We start from the raw sequence: 17137 nt of genomic DNA, 5'->3' as shown, positions 1-17137 counted from the left end.
GGCAAGCCCGCTCCCACAAGGTATCAACAGGCCTTGTGGGAGCGGGCTTGCCCCGCGATGTCATTCGACGCCGTTCTAGAAGTCCGCCAGCGGCCAAACCTCATAAGCCGGCGTTTCATACGGGTGGCTCTGCTTGAGCGCGGCGACCACCTGGGCGATCAGCGCATCAGCCACCACCAGCTCCACCTTCCACTCCTCGACCACCTCGACCTGGCCGCCCTGCCCGAGGTACGGCTGGCTGCCGTCCAACGGGCGGAACTGGCCCTGGCCCAGGGTCTGCCAGGCGCAGTGGTCGTAGTCGCCGATGCGCCCGCCTCCAGCGGCGAACACGGCGGCCTTGACCACCTCGACATGGCTGTCGGGGACGAAGAAGGCGAGCTTGTACACCCTTAGTTCACCCACACCCGCGCATTGCGGAACATGCGCATCAGGGCCGCGTCTTCCTGCCACTCATCCGGGCGCCAGGAGTTCTGCACGGCGCGGAACATCCGCTCCGGGTGCGGCATCATGATGGTCACGCGGCCGTCGCGGCTGGTCAGGCCGGTGATGCCACGCGGCGAGCCGTTCGGGTTGGCCGGATAGGCTTCGGTGACCTTGCCGTGGTTGTCGACGTAGCGCAGGGCCACGCAACCGGACAGGTCGGCTTCCAGCAGTGCTTCCTCGCTGGCGAACTCGGCATGGCCTTCGCCGTGGGCGATGGCGATCGGCATGCGCGAACCGGCCATGCCCTGCAGGAAGATCGAGTTGGACTTCTGCACCTCAACCATGGCCACGCGCGCCTCGAACTGCTCCGAGCGGTTGCGCACGAAGTGCGGCCAGTACTCGGTGCCCGGGATCAGCTCGTGCAGGTTGGACATCATCTGGCAACCGTTGCACACGCCCAGGGCGAAGCTGTCGGTACGCTCGAAGAAGGCCTGGAAGGCATCACGGGCACGGGCGTTGAACAGCGCCGACTTGGCCCAGCCCTCACCGGCACCCAGCACGTCGCCGTAGGAGAAGCCACCGCAGGCCACCAGACCTTTGAAGGCTTCGAAGTCGACACGGCCAGACAGGATGTCGCTCATGTGCACGTCGACCGCAGCGAAACCCGCGCGGTCGAAGGCGGCAGCCATCTCGACCTGGCCGTTGACGCCCTGCTCGCGCAGGATCGCCACTTGCGGGCGCACGCCCTTCTTGATGTACGGCGCGGCGATGTCTTCGTTGACGTCGTAGCCGAGCTTGACCGACAGGCCCGGGTTGTCTTCTTCCAGCAGGGCGTTGAATTCCTGGTCGGCGCAGTCGGCGTTGTCGCGCAGGCGCTGGACCTGGTAGCTGGTCTCGGCCCACTGGCGCTGCAGCAGGCGGCGCTCACCCTTGAACAGTTCTTCACCTTCGAACTTGATCAGCACTTCACCGTTGTTGATCGGCTGGCCGATCACGGCGACGCAATCTTCGCCCAAACCTGCAGCGCTGAACTGCGCCAGTACGTCCGGCGTGGCGTCCTGACGGACCTGGATCACTGCGCCCAGCTCTTCGTTGAAGAGGATGGCCGCGACTTTCTCGCGCTTGCTGGTCAGGTTGCCCAGTTCCAGGTCAAGGCCGCAGTGGCCGGCAAAGGCCATTTCCAGCACGGTGGTCATCAGGCCGCCGTCGGAACGGTCGTGGTAGGCCAGCAGGTGGCCGTCTTCGTTCAGGCCCTGGATCACGGCGAAGAACGCCTTGAGGTCCTCGGCATCATCGACGTCCGGCGCCTGGGCGGCCAGCTTGCCGTGGGTCTGCGCCAGGATCGAGGCGCCCATGCGGTTCTGGCCACGGCCCAGGTCGATCAGGATCAGGTCGGTTTCGCCCTTGTCCATGCGCAGTTGCGGGGTCAGGGTCTTGCGGATGTCGGTGACCGGGGCAAAGCCGGTAATGATCAGCGACATCGGCGAGGTGACGCTCTTCTGCTCGCCCGCTTCGCTCCACTGGGTCTTCATCGACATCGAGTCTTTACCGACCGGAATGGTGATACCCAGCTCCGGGCACAGCTCCATGCCGACGGCCTTGACGGTGTCGTACAGGCGGGCGTCTTCACCCGGGTGACCGGCGGCGGACATCCAGTTGGCCGACAGTTTGATGTCGGACAGCTTCTCGATGCGCGAGGCCGCCAGGTTGGTCAGCGTTTCGCCGATCGCCATGCGCCCGGACGCCGGGGCGTCGAGCAGGGCCAGCGGCGTGCGTTCGCCCATGGCCATGGCTTCACCGGTGTAGACGTCGAAGCTGGTGGCGGTGACGGCGCAGTCGGCCACCGGCACTTGCCATGGGCCGACCATCTGGTCACGGGCCACGAGGCCGGTGATGGTACGGTCGCCGATGGTGATCAGGAAGCTCTTGCTGGCCACGGCCGGGTGACGCAGGACACGCTCGACCGAGTCCTTGAGTTCCAGGGTGCTCGGGTCGAACTCATCGCCCAGCTCCGCTTCGCGGGTGACCGAGCGGTGCATGCGCGGCGGCTTGCCCAGCAGCACGTCCAGCGGCATGTCCACCGGGGTGTTGTCGAAGTGGCTGTCGGTGACGGTGAGGTGCTTCTCTTCGGTGGCCTCGCCGACGACCGCGAACGGGCAGCGCTCACGCTCGCAGATGGCCTGGAAGCGCTCGAAGTCCTCGGCGCTGACCGCCAGCACGTAGCGCTCCTGGGATTCGTTGGACCAGATCTCGTGCGGGGCCATGCCCGGCTCGTCGTTGGGCACGTTGCGCAGTTCGAAGCGGCCACCGCGGCCACCGTCGTTGACCAGCTCCGGGAAGGCGTTGGAGATGCCGCCGGCGCCAACGTCGTGGATGAAGGCGATCGGGTTCTTGTCGCCCAATTGCCAGCAGCGGTCGATGACTTCCTGGCAACGGCGCTCCATTTCCGGGTTCTCGCGCTGTACCGAGGCGAAATCCAGGTCGGCGGAGCTGGCTCCGGTGGCCACCGACGAAGCGGCGCCGCCGCCCAGGCCGATCAGCATGGCCGGGCCGCCGAGCACGATCAGCTTGGCGCCGATGGTGATCTCGCCTTTCTGCACGTGGTCTTCACGGATGTTGCCCATGCCGCCGGCGAGCATGATCGGCTTGTGGTAGCCACGGACTTCCTCACCGTGCGGGGTGTTGATGCCCTGCTCGAAGGTACGGAAGTAACCGGTCAGTGCCGGGCGACCGAATTCGTTGTTGAACGCGGCGCCGCCCAGCGGGCCTTCGATCATGATGTCGAGGGCATCGACGATGCGCTCAGGCTTGCCGTACGGCTTCTCCCAGGGCTGCTCGAAGCCCGGGATGCGCAGGTTGGAGACGGTGAAGCCAGTCAGGCCAGCCTTGGGCTTGGCGCCACGGCCGGTGGCGCCTTCGTCGCGGATCTCGCCGCCGGAGCCGGTGGAGGCGCCGGAGAACGGGGCGATGGCGGTCGGGTGGTTGTGCGTCTCGACTTTCATCAGGATGTGCACCGGCTCCTGTACCGCGCCGTACTGGCGGGTCTCAGGGTTCGGGAAGAAGCGGCCGGCGACGCTGCCGACGATCACCGAGGCGTTGTCCTTGTACGCAGACAGCACGCCTTCGCTGTGCATCTGGTAGGTGTTCTTGATCATGCCGAACAGGCTCTTCTCCTGCGCCTGGCCGTCGATGTCCCAGCTGGCGTTGAAGATCTTGTGGCGGCAGTGCTCGGAGTTGGCCTGGGCGAACATCATCAGTTCGATGTCGTTCGGGTTGCGCTTGAGACCCTGGAAGGCGTTGACCAGGTAGTCGATCTCGTCCTCGGCCAGGGCCAGGCCCAGGTCGATGTTGGCCTGCGCCAGGGCGGCGCGGCCACCGGCGAGGATGTCCACCGAGGTCATCGGCTTGGGCTGGGCGTGGCTGAACAGGTCGGCGGCGTCTTCCAGCTTGGCCAGCACGCGCTGGGTCATGCGGTCATGCAGCTCGGCGGCGAGGACCTGGGCGTCGGCGTCGGAAATATTACCGGCGACGTAGTAGGCGATGCCGCGCTCCAGGCGCTGGATCGACTGCAGGCCGCAGTTGTGGGCGATGTCGCTGGCCTTGGATGCCCAGGGCGAGATGGTGCCCAGGCGCGGCACGACCAGGAACAGGCGGCCAGCTGGCTCCTGCACCGGCACGCTCGGGCCGTACTTGAGCAGACGGCCCAGCACCTGCTGCTGGTCGGCGGTCAGCTCGCCGTCGACGTCGGCGAAGTGGGCGAATTCGGCATACAAACCAGTAACAGCGGGGACTTTCTGGCTCAGTTGCTCGAGTAATTTACCGTGGCGAAAGGCAGAAAGGGCAGGAGCGCCGCGCAGGATCAACATCGTCGGGACAGCCTCAGGAAGGGGTGTGCTTAGAGGCCGTGCATTCTAGCCTAATTCGCAGGCTTTCGGCACCCGCTCAACGCCAATGCTGCCGGGCGGTGGAACCGGACCCAGGGGTCAAAAAAACCAGGGCTTTTGATTGCGGTAGCGGCCGAATCGCGGGGCAAGCCCGCTCCCATGACCGGCTGCGCCCTGTCGCAGGCACAGCGACGTGCTACCAGACAAGCCACATATTGTCGAGATATGGCGCCGCCGGTCCTTTGCGTATACTGCACCCTATGTTCGCCCACACTGTTTTGCGCCAGCGATGCGCCAGATGGCTCCTCGCAACCGGACTCTTCCTGATGCTCGGTGCCTGCGTTGAAAAACCCAGCACCCTCGAACGCGTCAAGGAGGATGGCGTATTGCGCGTGATTACCCGCAACAGCCCGGCCACCTACTTCCAGGACCGCAACGGCGAAACCGGTTTCGAATACGAACTGGTCAAGCGCTTCGCCGACGACCTGGGCGTGAAGCTGGAGATCGAGACCGCCGACAACCTCGATGAGCTGTTCGACCAGCTGGGCAAGCCGTCCGGCCCGGTACTGGCCGCCGCCGGCCTGGTCAGCAGCGAGCGCCGTGCCGCCCAGGCGAAGTTCTCCCACCCCTACCTCGAGGTGACCCCACAGGTCATCTACCGCAATGGCCGCTCGCGGCCGACCAGCGTCAAGGGATTGGTGGGCAAGAAGATCATGGTGCTCAAGGGCAGCAGCCACGCCGACCAGCTCGCCGAACTGAAAAAGCAGAACCCGGGGCTGGAGTACGAGGAGTCCGACGCCGTCGAGGTGGTCGACCTGCTGCGCATGGTCGACGAGGGCCAGATCGACCTGACCCTGGTCGACTCCAACGAGCTGGCTATGAACCAGGTGTACTTCCCCAACGTGCGCGTGGCCTTCGACCTGGGCGACACCCGCGACCAGCGCTGGGCGGTAGCTGCCGGCGAAGACAACAGCCTGCTCAACGAGATCAACGAGTTTCTCGACAAGTCGCAGAAGAACGGCACCCTGCAGCGTCTGAAGGACCGTTACTACGGCCACGTCGATGTCCTCGGCTACGTCGGCGCCTACACCTTCGCCCAGCATCTGCAGCAGCGCCTGCCCAAGTACGAGAAACACTTCAAGACCAGCTCCAAGGTCGAGCAGGTCGACTGGCGCCTGCTCGCCGCGATCGGCTACCAGGAATCGATGTGGCAGCCCGAGGTCACCTCCAAGACCGGCGTGCGCGGCCTGATGATGCTGACCCAGCGCACCGCCCAGGCCATGGGCGTGTCCAACCGCCTGGACCCCAAGCAGAGCATCCAGGGTGGCGCCAAGTACTTCATGCTGGTCAAGGACCAGCTCGACGACAGCATCAAGGAGCCAGACCGCACCTGGTTCGCCCTGGCCGCCTACAACGTCGGCAGCGGCCACCTCGAAGACGCCCGCACCCTGGCCAAGCGCGAAGGCCTGAACCCGAACAAGTGGCTGGACGTGAAAAAAATGCTGCCGCGCCTGTCGCAGAAGCAGTGGTACAGCAAGACCAAGTACGGCTACGCCCGCGGCGGCGAGCCGGTACACTTCGTGGCCAACATCCGCCGCTACTACGACATCCTCACCTGGGTCACGCAGCCGCAGCTCGAAGGCCAGGTGGCCGAGGGCAACCTACATGTGCCTGCGGTTAACAAGGACAAGCCGGCGGAACAGTCGCCGCCGATGTGATGCCATCGCGGGGCAAGCCCGCTCCCACGATATCGGTGGGAGCGGGCTTGCCCCGCGATCGATCATTGACCTTTCGCCCGCCGCGCCTTGAAGAACTCACTCAAGATCGTTCCGCACTCCTCTGCCAGCACCCCACCCTCGAACATCACCCGATGGTTGAGAAACCCCTGGCTGAAGAACTGCCCCTGGCTCTGCACGATCCCCGCCTTGGGTTCCAGCGCTCCGTAGACCACCCGCGCCACCCGCGAATGGACGATCAACCCCGCGCACATGCTGCACGGCTCCAGGGTCACGTACAGGGTACTGCCCGGCAGCCGGTAGTTGCTGGCCGACTTGGCCGCGGCACGGATCGCCACCATTTCGGCGTGGGCGCTGGGGTCGCTGTCGATGATCGGCCGGTTGAAACCCTGGCCGATCACCTGGCCGTGCTGCACCAGCACCGCGCCCACCGGCACCTCGCCCAAGGCCGCGCCCTCGGCGGCCAGCTCCAGGGCCAGGCGCATGAATTCCTGGTCGCGGCTGCGATCGATGATCTGCGGTCGCATCAGACCACCGCGATCGCGGCCATCAGGCCGGTTTCCATGTGATCGATGACATGGCAATGGAACATCCAGGTGCCTGGGTTATCCGCCACCAGCGCCACCTGGGCCCGCTCGTTCTTGCCCAGCAGGTAGGTGTCGGTGAACCACGGCTCGACGATCTTGCGCCGATTGGAGGCGATCACCTTGAAACTCATGCCATGCAGGTGGATAGGGTGCTGGTACTGAGTCATGTTCTTCAGCTCGAGGATGTAGCTCTTGCCCTTCTGCAGCGTGGCGATTGGCCGGTCGGCGCAGGTCTTGTCGGTGATGTCCCAGGCCTGGCCATTGATCTGCCACAAGCTCGGCGGCTTGCCGTTCTCGGTGTTCACCGAGACCTTGCCGACCCATTCGAAATTGAAGTTGAGCTTCTCGGCGTTCTCCAGGTCCGGCTCGGCAACCGGGTTGGGCGGCAGGGCCTTGGGCCAGTCGCCGGGCGCCTCGCTGCTGGCCACCGAGCGCAGGGTGCCCAGGCGTACGAAGCCGTCTCGCAGGGAAACTTCCTCGCCCGCCTCGGGCATGCGGATGGCCAGACAGATGCGCATGCCCGGCCCAAGCCAGTACTCGTCGTCCAGCGGTCGCGGGGTCACCGGATTGCCATCGAGAGCGTAGATCATCGCCTCGCAGTTGCCCTTGAGGTTCAAGCGGTAAGTCCAGGTGTTGTCCAGGTTCAGCAGGCGTACCCGCACCACCTGCCCGGCCGGCAGTTCGGTGACCGACTCAGCCTGACCGTTGATGGTAATCAGGCGCCCGGCGGTGCCGTTGCGGGCCGCCTCGCGGGGGATGCTGAACGGCAGCCAGGCGCCCTGCTCGTCCACGTGCCAGTTCTTCAGGCTGAGGGTGCGCTCGTGCTTGAAACCGGTCGGTTCGCGCTCTTCGACAATCAGTGGGCCAACCAGCCCACGCCCCAGTTCCTCGGAGCTGCTCACATGGGGGTGATACCAGTAGCTGCCGGCATCCGGCACACGGAACTTGTAATCGAAGTATTCGCCCGGCTTGACCGGCAACTGCGAGACATATGGAACCCCGTCCATCTCCAGCGGCAAACGGATGCCGTGCCAGTGGATGGTGGTCTCGACCGGCAGCTGATTGATGAAGCGTACCCGCAGCCAGGTGCCTTGGCGCACCCGCAGCTCGGTGCCCGGCGCCGACGGACCGAAGGCCCAGGCCTCGGTCTTGAAGCCCGGCACCAGCTCGACGTCCAGGGGCGCGGCGATCAGTTCATAGTCGTGCCCGGCGTTGTCGTCTTCGACCTTGCCAAGCCAGTAACGCGCCGCGCCTCCGGCGCCCAGGCCTACCACTGCAAGGCCGGTCAGGCCCTTGAGCATTTGTCGACGGGTGAAGGACATTGGTGCGGGTACCTCGTGTTCTGCGCAATCAAGCTGCCAGCATGGCTGGCGATGAAGGGCGAATACGATACACCTGCAAATGGGAAATATTAAGTGAAGTCTCTTTGGATGCTGCCCGCAGCCTTGCTATCGCAAGTGCTGCCTGGAGCCAGACAAAGGTCATTGAACCACTGCTGGTCATCAGCGGACGGCACGCGCAAGGCGGCCTGCAGCAATTGCGGGTCGAGCAGGATGTCCAGGTTGTTCAGGCGCGTGGCGAGGTCGGGGTGCGTATCGAACGGATGGGCAGTGGCCAGCCCCAGCACTTCCTCGCCCAGATGCAACGGCGTGCCTTGCAGGTGCGCCGCCAGCGCCCGCAATAGGTTGCTGCCACCGTGTGCGACCAACAAGCCGTCGATCACCCGACCCAGGGCAATCACCCGTAACAGCGCCTGTACGAACAGCTTCGGGCCAGCGACCTCGGCACCTGCCCGATCAGCCAGCAATTCCTGTGCACGCCCCCAGTGATGAACCGCAAGCTGGAAATGGTGCAAGAACTGCCCGGCCAGCCACAAGGTGGGCCGAACCACCCAGCGCGGAGCATCCTCGTCACCGACCATGGCCGAATAATGCGCGCACATCAGGCTGAAACGCGCACTGGTTTCGCTGCCCCGCTCCGTATCACGGCGCCTGAAATGGCCCAGTTCGTGACCGATGACCGAGGCCGCCTCGGCCTGGCTCAAGGCAGCCAGGCAAGGTAGAGGCAGATACAACGTGCGCCCCCTGAGGACCTGCCCCCCGGGCTGCAGCAGGATCGGAACACTGGTGACGAAAAAACCCTGGTCAAGGCCGACCACGATATGGTCCGGGACAGGCGCGTGCAGTTGTGTTGCCAAGGTCTCGATCCACTGCCACACCGCTGGCGTCGCCTGCCTGCCTAGCGGGCGGGCGAGAAAACTGGCGGTCGGAGACTGCATCAGCGGCCAGTGCCGACGCATTCGCCAGACCTGGCGAACACACACAACCAGGACTGAGGCCAGCGGCAGCACCACGACCAGCACCGTCATGCCGCCCTGCGCTGCGCGGCTTGCTCCGGAACTGGCCTCATAGAGCAGCAACAGGCACAGCGAACCGGCAAGCATGACCATGTAGAGACTCAAGCAACAGCCCAGGGCCTGCCAGTTGGCCATCATGCGTTCATACAGGTAGGCCGCAGAGCGCAGCGCCCGCCAGGCGCCCAACTTCAGCTTGAGCCAGGCCCAGAGGCCTGCCAGCAGAGTGGCCACTGCCAGCCAGCAGCTCACACTTGCCATCACCTTGCGTACGCTTACCCAGTGGCGATCCGCATCGAGCAGGTCCAGTTGGCGCTGCAGGGCCTGCCGCGGATCGACATGCCTGGCAAGCTCCTTGCGGGCTTCCCACGGCAATTGGCGTGGCAACGTCTCATCGGGGGCAGCCAGCCATTGCCGTATGGTCCGGGCCTGATCCTGCGCCGTGTCAGCCCGCCAGTACTGCACTTTACCCCAGCCAAACAGCACCAGAGGCAACAGCAGCAGGATCAGGCCCCAGCCGAAGCGCTTCATTGCCCCAGAGCGCCAATGGTCACGTTCAGGCTCATCTGGCCGCTTCACCCATCCGCGCCACACCCGGAAACAGCTGCGCCAACGTACGCCTGGCCTGGGCCGCTTGCACATAGGCATAAAGCAGATCCACCAGTTCCTGCAGGCCAAGGCGTCGCCCAGCCACGACGGGCGTGCACAGCCACAGCCTGACGCGCAAGCCGCCCGCGACGACCACCGCGTCAGGTGAGGCCAGCGCCCTGAAACAGGCCGGTGCCAGCACTGGTGCATGGCTGAACGCCGACACGGTAAAGATCAGCCAGGTAGTGAAGTAACCCTGCTCGACCTCGAAGCCGTCGAAGGAGTCCAGTGGGGTCGGCGCCTGCGCGTTGGCGAAGCACAGGGTATCTGGTGTCACGCTCAGCACCCGCTTGCCGTGCCGGCGGTATAGCACGACGGCACAGGCCAGCCCCGCCACCCCGACGCCGGCCAGGCCGAGGCCGAAACCAGACATCAGCCAGATGACACCGCTGCTGGCACCGGGACTGAACCGCACCGCCAGAGCGGTCAGCCATATGCCCAGCGCGCCGAACAACAGGCCAATCACAGCACATGCCAGCGCGTTACCGAGCGAATGCTCCAGCAGTACGAAGCTGTCGGTGGGGCCATCAGCCTGAGCCTGCAGGTACGCGAGGTGGGCTTCGCGTTCGCCGTTATCCATCGTTCTGCAACAGATCCAATTGCCGTTGCGCATGTGCCGCATCGCGGTAGGCTGCCAGCAGCGCGAGCACTTCCTCGTTCCCCAGCTTGCGTCCGTTGCTGGCCAGGCCTGCGGACATGATGCGGATCTGCGGTCGCGGTTTCTTCAACACCATGGCCTGGTTACCGAAGAACTGCAGTTTCACCACATGATGCTTTGGCAGGACGGCTTCGCTGCTCATTTCCAGCGTCTGTACCATGACCAGCCCTTCATCCTTGACCGAAACGTCCTCCACTTCCGCCAGGTCTACCGGTGCATCCAGCGTATCGACGAACAACTGCCGGCGGGTCAAGCGCATGAATACCTGGGTACCGGCATTACGGTGTTGCCAGGTCACCGCTGCTGCGATCAAGGTGATGAAGACACCTGCTGCAACCGCCCCCAAGCGTTCCGGGTTGAAGGTCACGGCCGTGATAATCAGTGCACCCAGCAACAATACTGGCCCCCAGATCCGGTAACGCCGGGAGTTGGTGAACTCGCTCTGCTCGGGCACGCGCTCGATTACCTGCTTGAGCTCAGCGATCACTCGGTCGCGCTGGGCGGCACGGCTTTGCTCGTAGTCCTGGCCCAGCGAGCCAGACAGTTCGGACAGCGGGTCGTTGAACTCGCCCATGATCATTGCGCCTCCGTGTTTTGTGCTGCCAGATAATCGGTAAGGAACGCCTGGGCATTGCCCTCACGCGACAGCCCTTCCGAATAGCCGACCTGCTGTGTCTGCGCCTCACCCGGCAGGTTCAACTCGCCGCCCCAGTTGCCCTGGATGATCAGCACCACGTACTTCTTGCCGTCCACGGTGGTGGAGTAGCGGGTGTCCTTGCTGGTCTTCTCCACCTGCATTTTCTGGATGCGCATGTTCCAGTCGTGATCGATGCCTTCGATTTGTACCAGCGCTTCGTTGGCGGCACGTTCACCGATACGCAGCGTCCACACCTTGGTCCCTTGCGCCCCCATGTAGGCAACTACCTGGTCGGCCACTTCCGGCCGTTGTTCAGCGTGAACCTGGCCCAGCCACAGGGCGAGCGCAGCCACCACCAGGGCTGTCCATTTGCGATAAGCGAGCATGTCTTTTCCATCCTGAATCGAAACAAACGCCCATTGAAATAAGCCTGGCCCGACTAGCCAACCCCGCTGACCGGCTCGCACAACAGACAGCACCCTGCGCACAACGGCTGTCGCTGAAAATGTGCGCGCGTTACCATTCGCGGCCATGCCGCCCTCAGCCAAGGATGCCTAGCGCACATGCGATCGATCAGCCCCTACCTCGACACCGACTTTTCATTCGACAGCCCCGGGTCACTCGCTGAGGCTGGTGTACTGGATGCGAGCAGCGCGCGAGTGATGGGTAGCGCGACCGGCCACTATCGGGCGCAGACGGTACACAGCGGGTTGCAATACTTCGATTGCAACCTGCAGTTTCCAGAGCCGCTGAGGATCGACAAGGTGCTACCGCAAAGCCTGTGCATCGTGCAGGTGTTCGACGGGGCGTGGCAGCACACGGTGGACGGTAGGCTCAACAGTTATGCCCCTGGCCAGTTGCACATGCTGAGCCTGGGTGAAAGCCTGGAGGCGCAGGACCAACTGCCCGCCAACAGTCATGCCCGCATGGCCGGAGTACGTATTGCCGGCGATTACCTGCAAGAACTGGCCCGGGAGGACGCGCAGCTCAAGCCCCTGTTGGCACTTGTCGCCGACGGCATGCGCTTCGACCAGCTACCGCAGTGTCCAGCGGTGAGCCGCCTGTTCCAGCAGCTGTATCTGTCGCCCTATACCGGCGGGCTCAGGCGCCTGCATTGCGAGAGCCTGAGCTTGGCCATCATGCTGGAACTGGCCAGCCACCTGATCGGGCACAGATCCGCCGAAAAGACTCAAGACCGGGGGCGCCGCGACCTGGCCATTGAAACGCGCCGCCAGCTCGATGAAAACCTGAACGCACCGCCCACTGCTGCCGCACTCGCTCGCCAGCTGGGGGTGAGCGAGACCACCTTGCGCCGCGCTTTCAGCCACGAGTACGGTCGGTCGCTCTTGCAGTATGTTCGGCAACAGAGAATGGAGCTGGCCCGCGCCCTGCTGCTGGAGCGTCGCTGGCAGGTATCGCAGGTTGCCTATCATGTCGGCTACGCCAACCCGGCCAATTTCTGCCATGCCTACAAGGCGTATTTTGGGCATTCTCCCGGGGCTGAGTAGGGTTCAGCCCCCCCAAAAAAAACGGGCCTGCAATGCAGGCCCGTTTCACTCAACCGCGAGTCGGGATCATTCCCACTCAATGGTCGCCGGCGGCTTGCTCGACACGTCATAGGTGACGCGGGAGATGCCGTCGATTTCATTGATGATACGACCGCTGACGGTTTCCAGCAGCTCGTACGGCAGGTGCGCCCAGCGCGCGGTCATGAAGTCCACGGTCTCGACGGCACGCAGGGCCACGACCCAGGCGTAGCGACGGCCGTCGCCGACGACGCCGACCGACTTGACCGGCTGGAACACCACGAACGCCTGGCTGGTCTTGTGGTACCAGTCGGCCTTGCGCAGTTCTTCGATGAAGATATGGTCGGCGCGACGCAGGATGTCGGCGTACTCCTTCTTCACTTCACCCAGGATGCGCACGCCCAGGCCCGGGCCCGGGAACGGGTGGCGGTAGACCATGTCGTACGGCAGGCCCAGCTCCAGGCCGATCTTGCGTACTTCGTCCTTGAACAGCTCGCGCAGCGGCTCGACCAGCTTGAGGTTCATTTCCTCCGGCAGGCCACCGACGTTGTGGTGCGACTTGATCACATGGGCCTTGCCGCTCTTGGCGCCGGCCGACTCGATCACGTCGGGGTAGATGGTGCCCTGGGCGAGGAACTGGATGTTCTCCAGCTTGCTGGCCTCGGCATCGAACACGTCGATGAAGGTGCGACCAATGATCTTGCGCTTCTTCTCAGGGTCGGCTTCGCCGGCCAGGTTGTCGAGGAACTGCTTCTCGGCATCGGCGCGGATGACCTTGACGCCCATGTTCTCCTTGAACATGGCCATCACCTGGTCGCCTTCGTGCAGGCGCAGCAGGCCGTTGTCGACGAATACGCAGGTCAGCTGGTCGCCGATGGCGCGGTGCAGCAGCGCGGCAACCACGGAGGAGTCGACGCCGCCGGACAGGCCGAGCAGGACGTTGGCCGAACCGACCTGTGCGCGTACCTGGGCAATGGCGTCCTCGACGATGTTCGAGGCGGTCCACAGGGCTTCGCAGCCGCAGATGTCCTTGACGAAGCGCGACAGGATGCGACCGCCTTGCTTGGTGTGGGTCACTTCCGGGTGGAACTGCACGCCGTAGTAGCCCAGGGCATCGTCGTACATGCCGGCGATCGGGCAGCTCGGGGTGCTGGCCAGCACATGGAAGTTGCCCGGCATCTGGGTGACCTTGTCGCCGTGGCTCATCCACACGTCCAGGCCCAGCACGCCATCGTCATCGACATGGTCTTCGATGCCGTCGAGCAGGCGGCTCTTGCCGACCACGTCGACGCGGGCATAGCCGAACTCGCGCAGGTCGGAACCTTCGACCTTGCCGCCCATCTGCTCGGCCATGGTCTGCATGCCGTAGCAGATGCCCAGCACCGGGACCTTCAGGTCGAACACCGCTTGCGGGGCGCGTGGGCTGTTGGCTTCGTGGACCGACTCGGGACCTCCGGCCAGGATGATGCCGCGCGGGTTGAATTCGCGGATCGCTTCATCGTCCATGTCGAACGGGTGCAGCTCGCAGTACACGCCGATCTCGCGCACGCGGCGGGCGATCAGCTGGGTGTACTGGGAACCGAAATCGAGGATCAGGATGCGGTGAGCGTGAATGTCGAGGGCCATGACTCAATCTCGTCAGTGGAAATCGGAAACGACACGGGGCTGTCATGACAGCCCCGCTTGCTATTGCTTGAAGCCTCAGCCTACGCGGTAGTTAGGGGCTTCTTTGGTGATCTGCACGTCATGCACGTGGGACTCGGCCATGCCGGCACCGGTGATGCGCACGAACTCCGGCTTGGTACGCATCTCTTCGATGGTCGCGCTGCCGGTGTAGCCCATGGACGAACGCAGGCCGCCCATCAGCTGGTGGATGATCGCGGCCAGGGCGCCCTTGTAAGGCACGCGGCCTTCGATGCCTTCCGGTACCAGCTTCTCGGCGCCGGCCGAGGAGTCCTGGAAGTAGCGGTCGGAGGAGCCTTGCGCCTGTGCCATGGCACCCAGCGAGCCCATGCCGCGGTAGGCCTTGTAGGAACGGCCCTGGAACAGTTCGACTTCACCCGGGGCTTCTTCGGTACCGGCGAACATCGAGCCCATCATCACGCACGAGGCGCCGGCAACGATGGCCTTGGACAGGTCACCCGAGAAGCGGATGCCGCCGTCGGCGATCAGCGGCACGCCCGTGCCTTCCAGTGCGGCGGCGACGTTGGCGATGGCGCTGATCTGCGGCACGCCGACACCGGCGACGATACGGGTGGTGCAGATCGAGCCCGGGCCGATACCGACCTTGACCGCGTCGGCGCCAGCTTCAGCCAGGGCCTTGGCGGCAGCGCCGGTGGCGATGTTGCCGCCGATCACCTGCACTTGCGGGTAGTTCTCCTTGACCCAGCGAACGCGGTCGATCACGCCTTTGGAGTGACCGTGGGCGGTGTCCACCACCACCACGTCAACGCCGGCGGCCACCAGGGCGGCTACGCGCTCACCGGTGTCCTTGCCGGTGCCGACCGCGGCGCCGACGCGCAGACGACCCTGGTCGTCCTTGCTGGCCAGCGGGTAGGCCTTGGCCTTCTCGATGTCCTTGACGGTCATCATGCCCTTGAGGTTGAACTTGTCGTCGACGATCAGGACTTTTTCCAGGCGGTGCTTGTGCAGCAGCTCGCGGACTTCGTTCTTGTCGGCGCCTTCGCGGACGGTGACCAGACGCTCTTTGGGGGTCATCACGTCGCGGACCTTGGCGTCCAGGCGGGTTTCGAAACGCACGTCACGGGAGGTGACGATGCCGACCAGATCGCCGTTCGCCAGCACCGGAACACCGGAGATGTTGTTCAGGCGGGTCAGGTCGAACAGGTCGCGCACGGTGGCGTCGGCGTCGATGGTGATCGGGTCCTTGACCACGCCAGCCTCGAACTTCTTGACCTTGCGTACTTCGCCGGCCTGCTGCTCGATGGTCATGTTCTTGTGGATGATGCCGATGCCGCCTTCCTGGGCCATGGCGATGGCCAGGCGCGCTTCGGTCACGGTGTCCATGGCGGCGGAGACCAGGGGAATGTTCAGCTCGATGCCACGAGTCAAACGGGTCTTGAGACTGACTTCATTGGGCAGTACCTCGGAGTAGCCAGGTACAAGGAGGATATCGTCGAAAGTCAGGGCTTCTTGGCTGATACGCAGCATCGCGGGGGCTCCCGGGAGGGAAAAATGGAAGCGCGCCATTATACCCATCCATGGCGCGCCGCTCAATGCAAAATAAGGGCCTTCGGTCAGCCTTGCGGCAGTTTTACCTGCACCACCGCCACCGGCTGGTCCAGCCAGTCGGCGAAGCTGTCGAGGAAGGCCTGGGTGAACCCGGCCTCGCCCCAGTTATTGAAGATGAACCCCAGGTTGGAAAAGGCACACGGCTGCAGGTAAAGGAAGCCATTGATGTCGTCCTCGAAGCCGCACAGCGGGCAGGTGAAGTTGTCACTCACCCCCGGCATCCACTCCTCCAGGCTCTCGAACAGCGGCTCGCCCACCTCGCGCCGGCATTCCGGGCAGCCGGCCTCCTCGAGAAAACCGTCGGTGGGGGTGTAGATGCAGCGCTTGAGCATCACCTCCAGGCCATTGACCTGCTCACCGAACGGCAGTTTCTCGGGGTGCAGGGCCACCTTGCGCGCCCCTTCGGCCAGGGCATGGCCCATGCGATTGCCGGTGCGGCCACAGGTGCTCAACTGCTCCTCGACGATTTTCTCGCGCACCAGCCAGCGCAGGATCGCGCGGGCCCGGGCTTCGTGGACCGGCACGGTGGACAGCTTGGGGACGATGATGCTCTGGGTGTTCATGCTTGAGGCGGGCCTGGGAACTGCGGTAAGGACGCAATTCTACCGCCTGCTCAGGCGCTCAGGTAGCGACCGATCAACGCCAGGCCGCTGGCCAGCACCAGCCAGGTGACCAGCCGCACGAAGGCCTCGCGGGACAGCCTCAGCGTCAACCGTCGGCCCAGCCAGGTACCGATGAACATCACCGGCAGCAGGCAGGCGGCCAGCAGCAACAGGCTGGCGTCGGCATACACCCCGGCGATCAGGAACAGCGACAGGCGCACCACCGTGCTGCAACTGATCAGCGCGACCTGGGTCGCCCGCACCTGCTCCTTGGCCTCCAGCCGCGCACTGAGGTAGATCGCGTACAGAAAACCACCACTGCCGAACAGGGCGCCGAACAACCCGCCTACCGTCCCCATGGGCACCGCCCAGGCGCCCGACAGATTCGCCGGCCGTACCTTCACCGCCAGGCCATAGACCGCATAGGCGGTGACGAACAGCCCCATCAGCAACAGCAGCACATCGGACTTCAGGCGCAGCAGGAACACCACGCCCAGCGTGCAGCCCACGGCCATGAACGGCAGCAGCCTGAGCAGTTCGCCGCGCACCACGTCGCGCCGCGACGGTAGCAGGTTGCCGAAGGCGGCGACGAAGTCCAGCAGCACCAGCAACGGAACGATCCGCGACAATGGCATGAAATGGATCAGCACGGGGCCAGCGACCAGCGCGGTGCCGAAACCGGCGATGCCGAAGACGATATAAGCCACCCCCACACCTAGCAGGATGGGTAGCCAGTCGAGCATGGAAAACGACAGTTGAGCGAGCATCGCAGCAATTCCTCGGGAGACCCCAGAAGGTTAGCCAGCGACAAGCCATGCCGACTAATATGCC

Annotated in this window: 14 protein-coding genes; 2 read left to right on the top strand and 12 right to left on the bottom strand. The window is 64.5% G+C overall.

All coding sequences use genetic code 11. The annotated features are described in order from the left end of the window. Positions 1 to 75 precede the first annotated feature (75 nt). Together AC25MA_RS18550 and purL are read right to left on the bottom strand one after the other, a co-directional pair. On the bottom strand, positions 76 to 387 hold the full coding sequence (locus AC25MA_RS18550; protein WP_028691626.1) for a YqfO family protein: 312 nt from the start codon (positions 385 to 387) through the stop codon (positions 76 to 78). A 2-nt stretch (positions 388 to 389) separates the two neighbouring features. Beyond that, positions 390 to 4289, bottom strand: a complete 3900-nt coding sequence (gene purL, locus AC25MA_RS18545; protein WP_028691627.1) for a phosphoribosylformylglycinamidine synthase — start codon at positions 4287 to 4289, stop codon at positions 390 to 392. 278 nt (positions 4290 to 4567) lie between these two features. On the opposite strand from purL, the gene mltF reads away from it, so the two are divergent. After that, entirely contained in the window at positions 4568 to 6025 is a 1458-nt protein-coding gene (gene mltF / locus AC25MA_RS18540; RefSeq protein WP_486972286.1) for a membrane-bound lytic murein transglycosylase MltF, read from the top strand. A gap of 62 nt (positions 6026 to 6087) precedes the next feature. Here mltF and tadA read toward each other — a convergent pair whose 3' ends face one another. From tadA to AC25MA_RS18510, 6 genes are all read right to left on the bottom strand, one after another. Next, positions 6088 to 6570, bottom strand: coding sequence for a tRNA adenosine(34) deaminase TadA (gene tadA, locus AC25MA_RS18535; RefSeq protein ID WP_028691629.1), 483 nt, complete (start codon positions 6568 to 6570; stop codon positions 6088 to 6090). Next, positions 6570 to 7952, bottom strand: a complete 1383-nt coding sequence (locus tag AC25MA_RS18530) for a multicopper oxidase family protein (protein WP_486972285.1) — start codon at positions 7950 to 7952, stop codon at positions 6570 to 6572. Before AC25MA_RS18530 ends, tadA begins: the two co-directional genes overlap by 1 nt. An 89-nt stretch (positions 7953 to 8041) precedes the next feature. Then, positions 8042 to 9514: a M48 family metallopeptidase gene (locus AC25MA_RS18525; RefSeq protein ID WP_486972284.1), complete on the bottom strand. Its 1473-nt coding sequence runs from the start codon at positions 9512 to 9514 to the stop codon at positions 8042 to 8044. A gap of 31 nt (positions 9515 to 9545) precedes the next feature. Further along, positions 9546 to 10244, bottom strand: coding sequence for a hypothetical protein (locus tag AC25MA_RS18520; protein ID WP_238348151.1), 699 nt, complete (start codon positions 10242 to 10244; stop codon positions 9546 to 9548). Beyond that, entirely contained in the window at positions 10204 to 10863 is a 660-nt protein-coding gene (locus AC25MA_RS18515) for a hypothetical protein (RefSeq protein WP_081100399.1), read from the bottom strand. The genes AC25MA_RS18520 and AC25MA_RS18515 overlap by 41 nt, the downstream gene beginning before the upstream one ends. 2 nt (positions 10864 to 10865) lie before the next feature. Further along, positions 10866 to 11312, bottom strand: coding sequence for a hypothetical protein (locus AC25MA_RS18510; RefSeq protein ID WP_050704160.1), 447 nt, complete (start codon positions 11310 to 11312; stop codon positions 10866 to 10868). A gap of 177 nt (positions 11313 to 11489) precedes the next feature. On the opposite strand from AC25MA_RS18510, the gene AC25MA_RS18505 reads away from it, so the two are divergent. Continuing rightward, entirely contained in the window at positions 11490 to 12434 is a 945-nt protein-coding gene (locus AC25MA_RS18505) for a helix-turn-helix transcriptional regulator (protein ID WP_186596985.1), read from the top strand. 66 nt (positions 12435 to 12500) lie between these two features. On the opposite strand, the gene guaA is transcribed toward AC25MA_RS18505, so the two are convergent. The 4 genes from guaA to AC25MA_RS18485 form a co-directional block, all read right to left on the bottom strand. After that, a complete protein-coding gene (guaA, locus tag AC25MA_RS18500; RefSeq protein WP_088852311.1) occupies positions 12501 to 14078 on the bottom strand; it encodes a glutamine-hydrolyzing GMP synthase in 1578 nt (525 codons plus the stop codon). Between the two features lie 75 nt (positions 14079 to 14153). Next, positions 14154 to 15623, bottom strand: a complete 1470-nt coding sequence (guaB, locus tag AC25MA_RS18495; protein WP_028691634.1) for an IMP dehydrogenase — start codon at positions 15621 to 15623, stop codon at positions 14154 to 14156. Between the two features lie 86 nt (positions 15624 to 15709). Then, positions 15710 to 16267: a hypothetical protein gene (locus tag AC25MA_RS18490; RefSeq protein ID WP_023628476.1), complete on the bottom strand. Its 558-nt coding sequence runs from the start codon at positions 16265 to 16267 to the stop codon at positions 15710 to 15712. A gap of 50 nt (positions 16268 to 16317) precedes the next feature. After that, positions 16318 to 17073, bottom strand: a complete 756-nt coding sequence (locus AC25MA_RS18485) for a sulfite exporter TauE/SafE family protein (RefSeq protein ID WP_028691635.1) — start codon at positions 17071 to 17073, stop codon at positions 16318 to 16320. Between the last annotated feature and the right edge of the window lie 64 nt (positions 17074 to 17137).

The organism is Pseudomonas sp. P65(2024), from assembly GCF_057480955.1.
Note: the sequence above shows the minus strand (reverse complement) of the source record. Positions and strands in the feature narration are given on the sequence as shown.

Bases quoted from the DNA above. Each gene is read 5' to 3' on its own strand.
- purL (WP_028691627.1), bottom strand. From the start codon at position 4,289: ATGTTGATCCTGCGCGGCGCTCCTGCCCTTTCTGCCTTTCGCCACGGT.
- mltF (WP_486972286.1), top strand. From the start codon at position 4,568: ATGTTCGCCCACACTGTTTTGCGCCAGCGATGCGCCAGATGGCTCCTC.
- tadA (WP_028691629.1), bottom strand. From the start codon at position 6,570: ATGCGACCGCAGATCATCGATCGCAGCCGCGACCAGGAATTCATGCGC.
- AC25MA_RS18530 (WP_486972285.1), bottom strand. From the start codon at position 7,952: ATGTCCTTCACCCGTCGACAAATGCTCAAGGGCCTGACCGGCCTTGCA.
- AC25MA_RS18525 (WP_486972284.1), bottom strand. From the start codon at position 9,514: ATGAAGCGCTTCGGCTGGGGCCTGATCCTGCTGCTGTTGCCTCTGGTG.
- AC25MA_RS18520 (WP_238348151.1), bottom strand. From the start codon at position 10,244: ATGCGCAACGGCAATTGGATCTGTTGCAGAACGATGGATAACGGCGAA.
- AC25MA_RS18515 (WP_081100399.1), bottom strand. From the start codon at position 10,863: ATGGGCGAGTTCAACGACCCGCTGTCCGAACTGTCTGGCTCGCTGGGC.
- AC25MA_RS18510 (WP_050704160.1), bottom strand. From the start codon at position 11,312: ATGCTCGCTTATCGCAAATGGACAGCCCTGGTGGTGGCTGCGCTCGCC.
- AC25MA_RS18505 (WP_186596985.1), top strand. From the start codon at position 11,490: ATGCGATCGATCAGCCCCTACCTCGACACCGACTTTTCATTCGACAGC.
- guaA (WP_088852311.1), bottom strand. From the start codon at position 14,078: ATGGCCCTCGACATTCACGCTCACCGCATCCTGATCCTCGATTTCGGT.
- guaB (WP_028691634.1), bottom strand. From the start codon at position 15,623: ATGCTGCGTATCAGCCAAGAAGCCCTGACTTTCGACGATATCCTCCTT.
- AC25MA_RS18490 (WP_023628476.1), bottom strand. From the start codon at position 16,267: ATGAACACCCAGAGCATCATCGTCCCCAAGCTGTCCACCGTGCCGGTC.
- AC25MA_RS18485 (WP_028691635.1), bottom strand. From the start codon at position 17,073: ATGCTCGCTCAACTGTCGTTTTCCATGCTCGACTGGCTACCCATCCTG.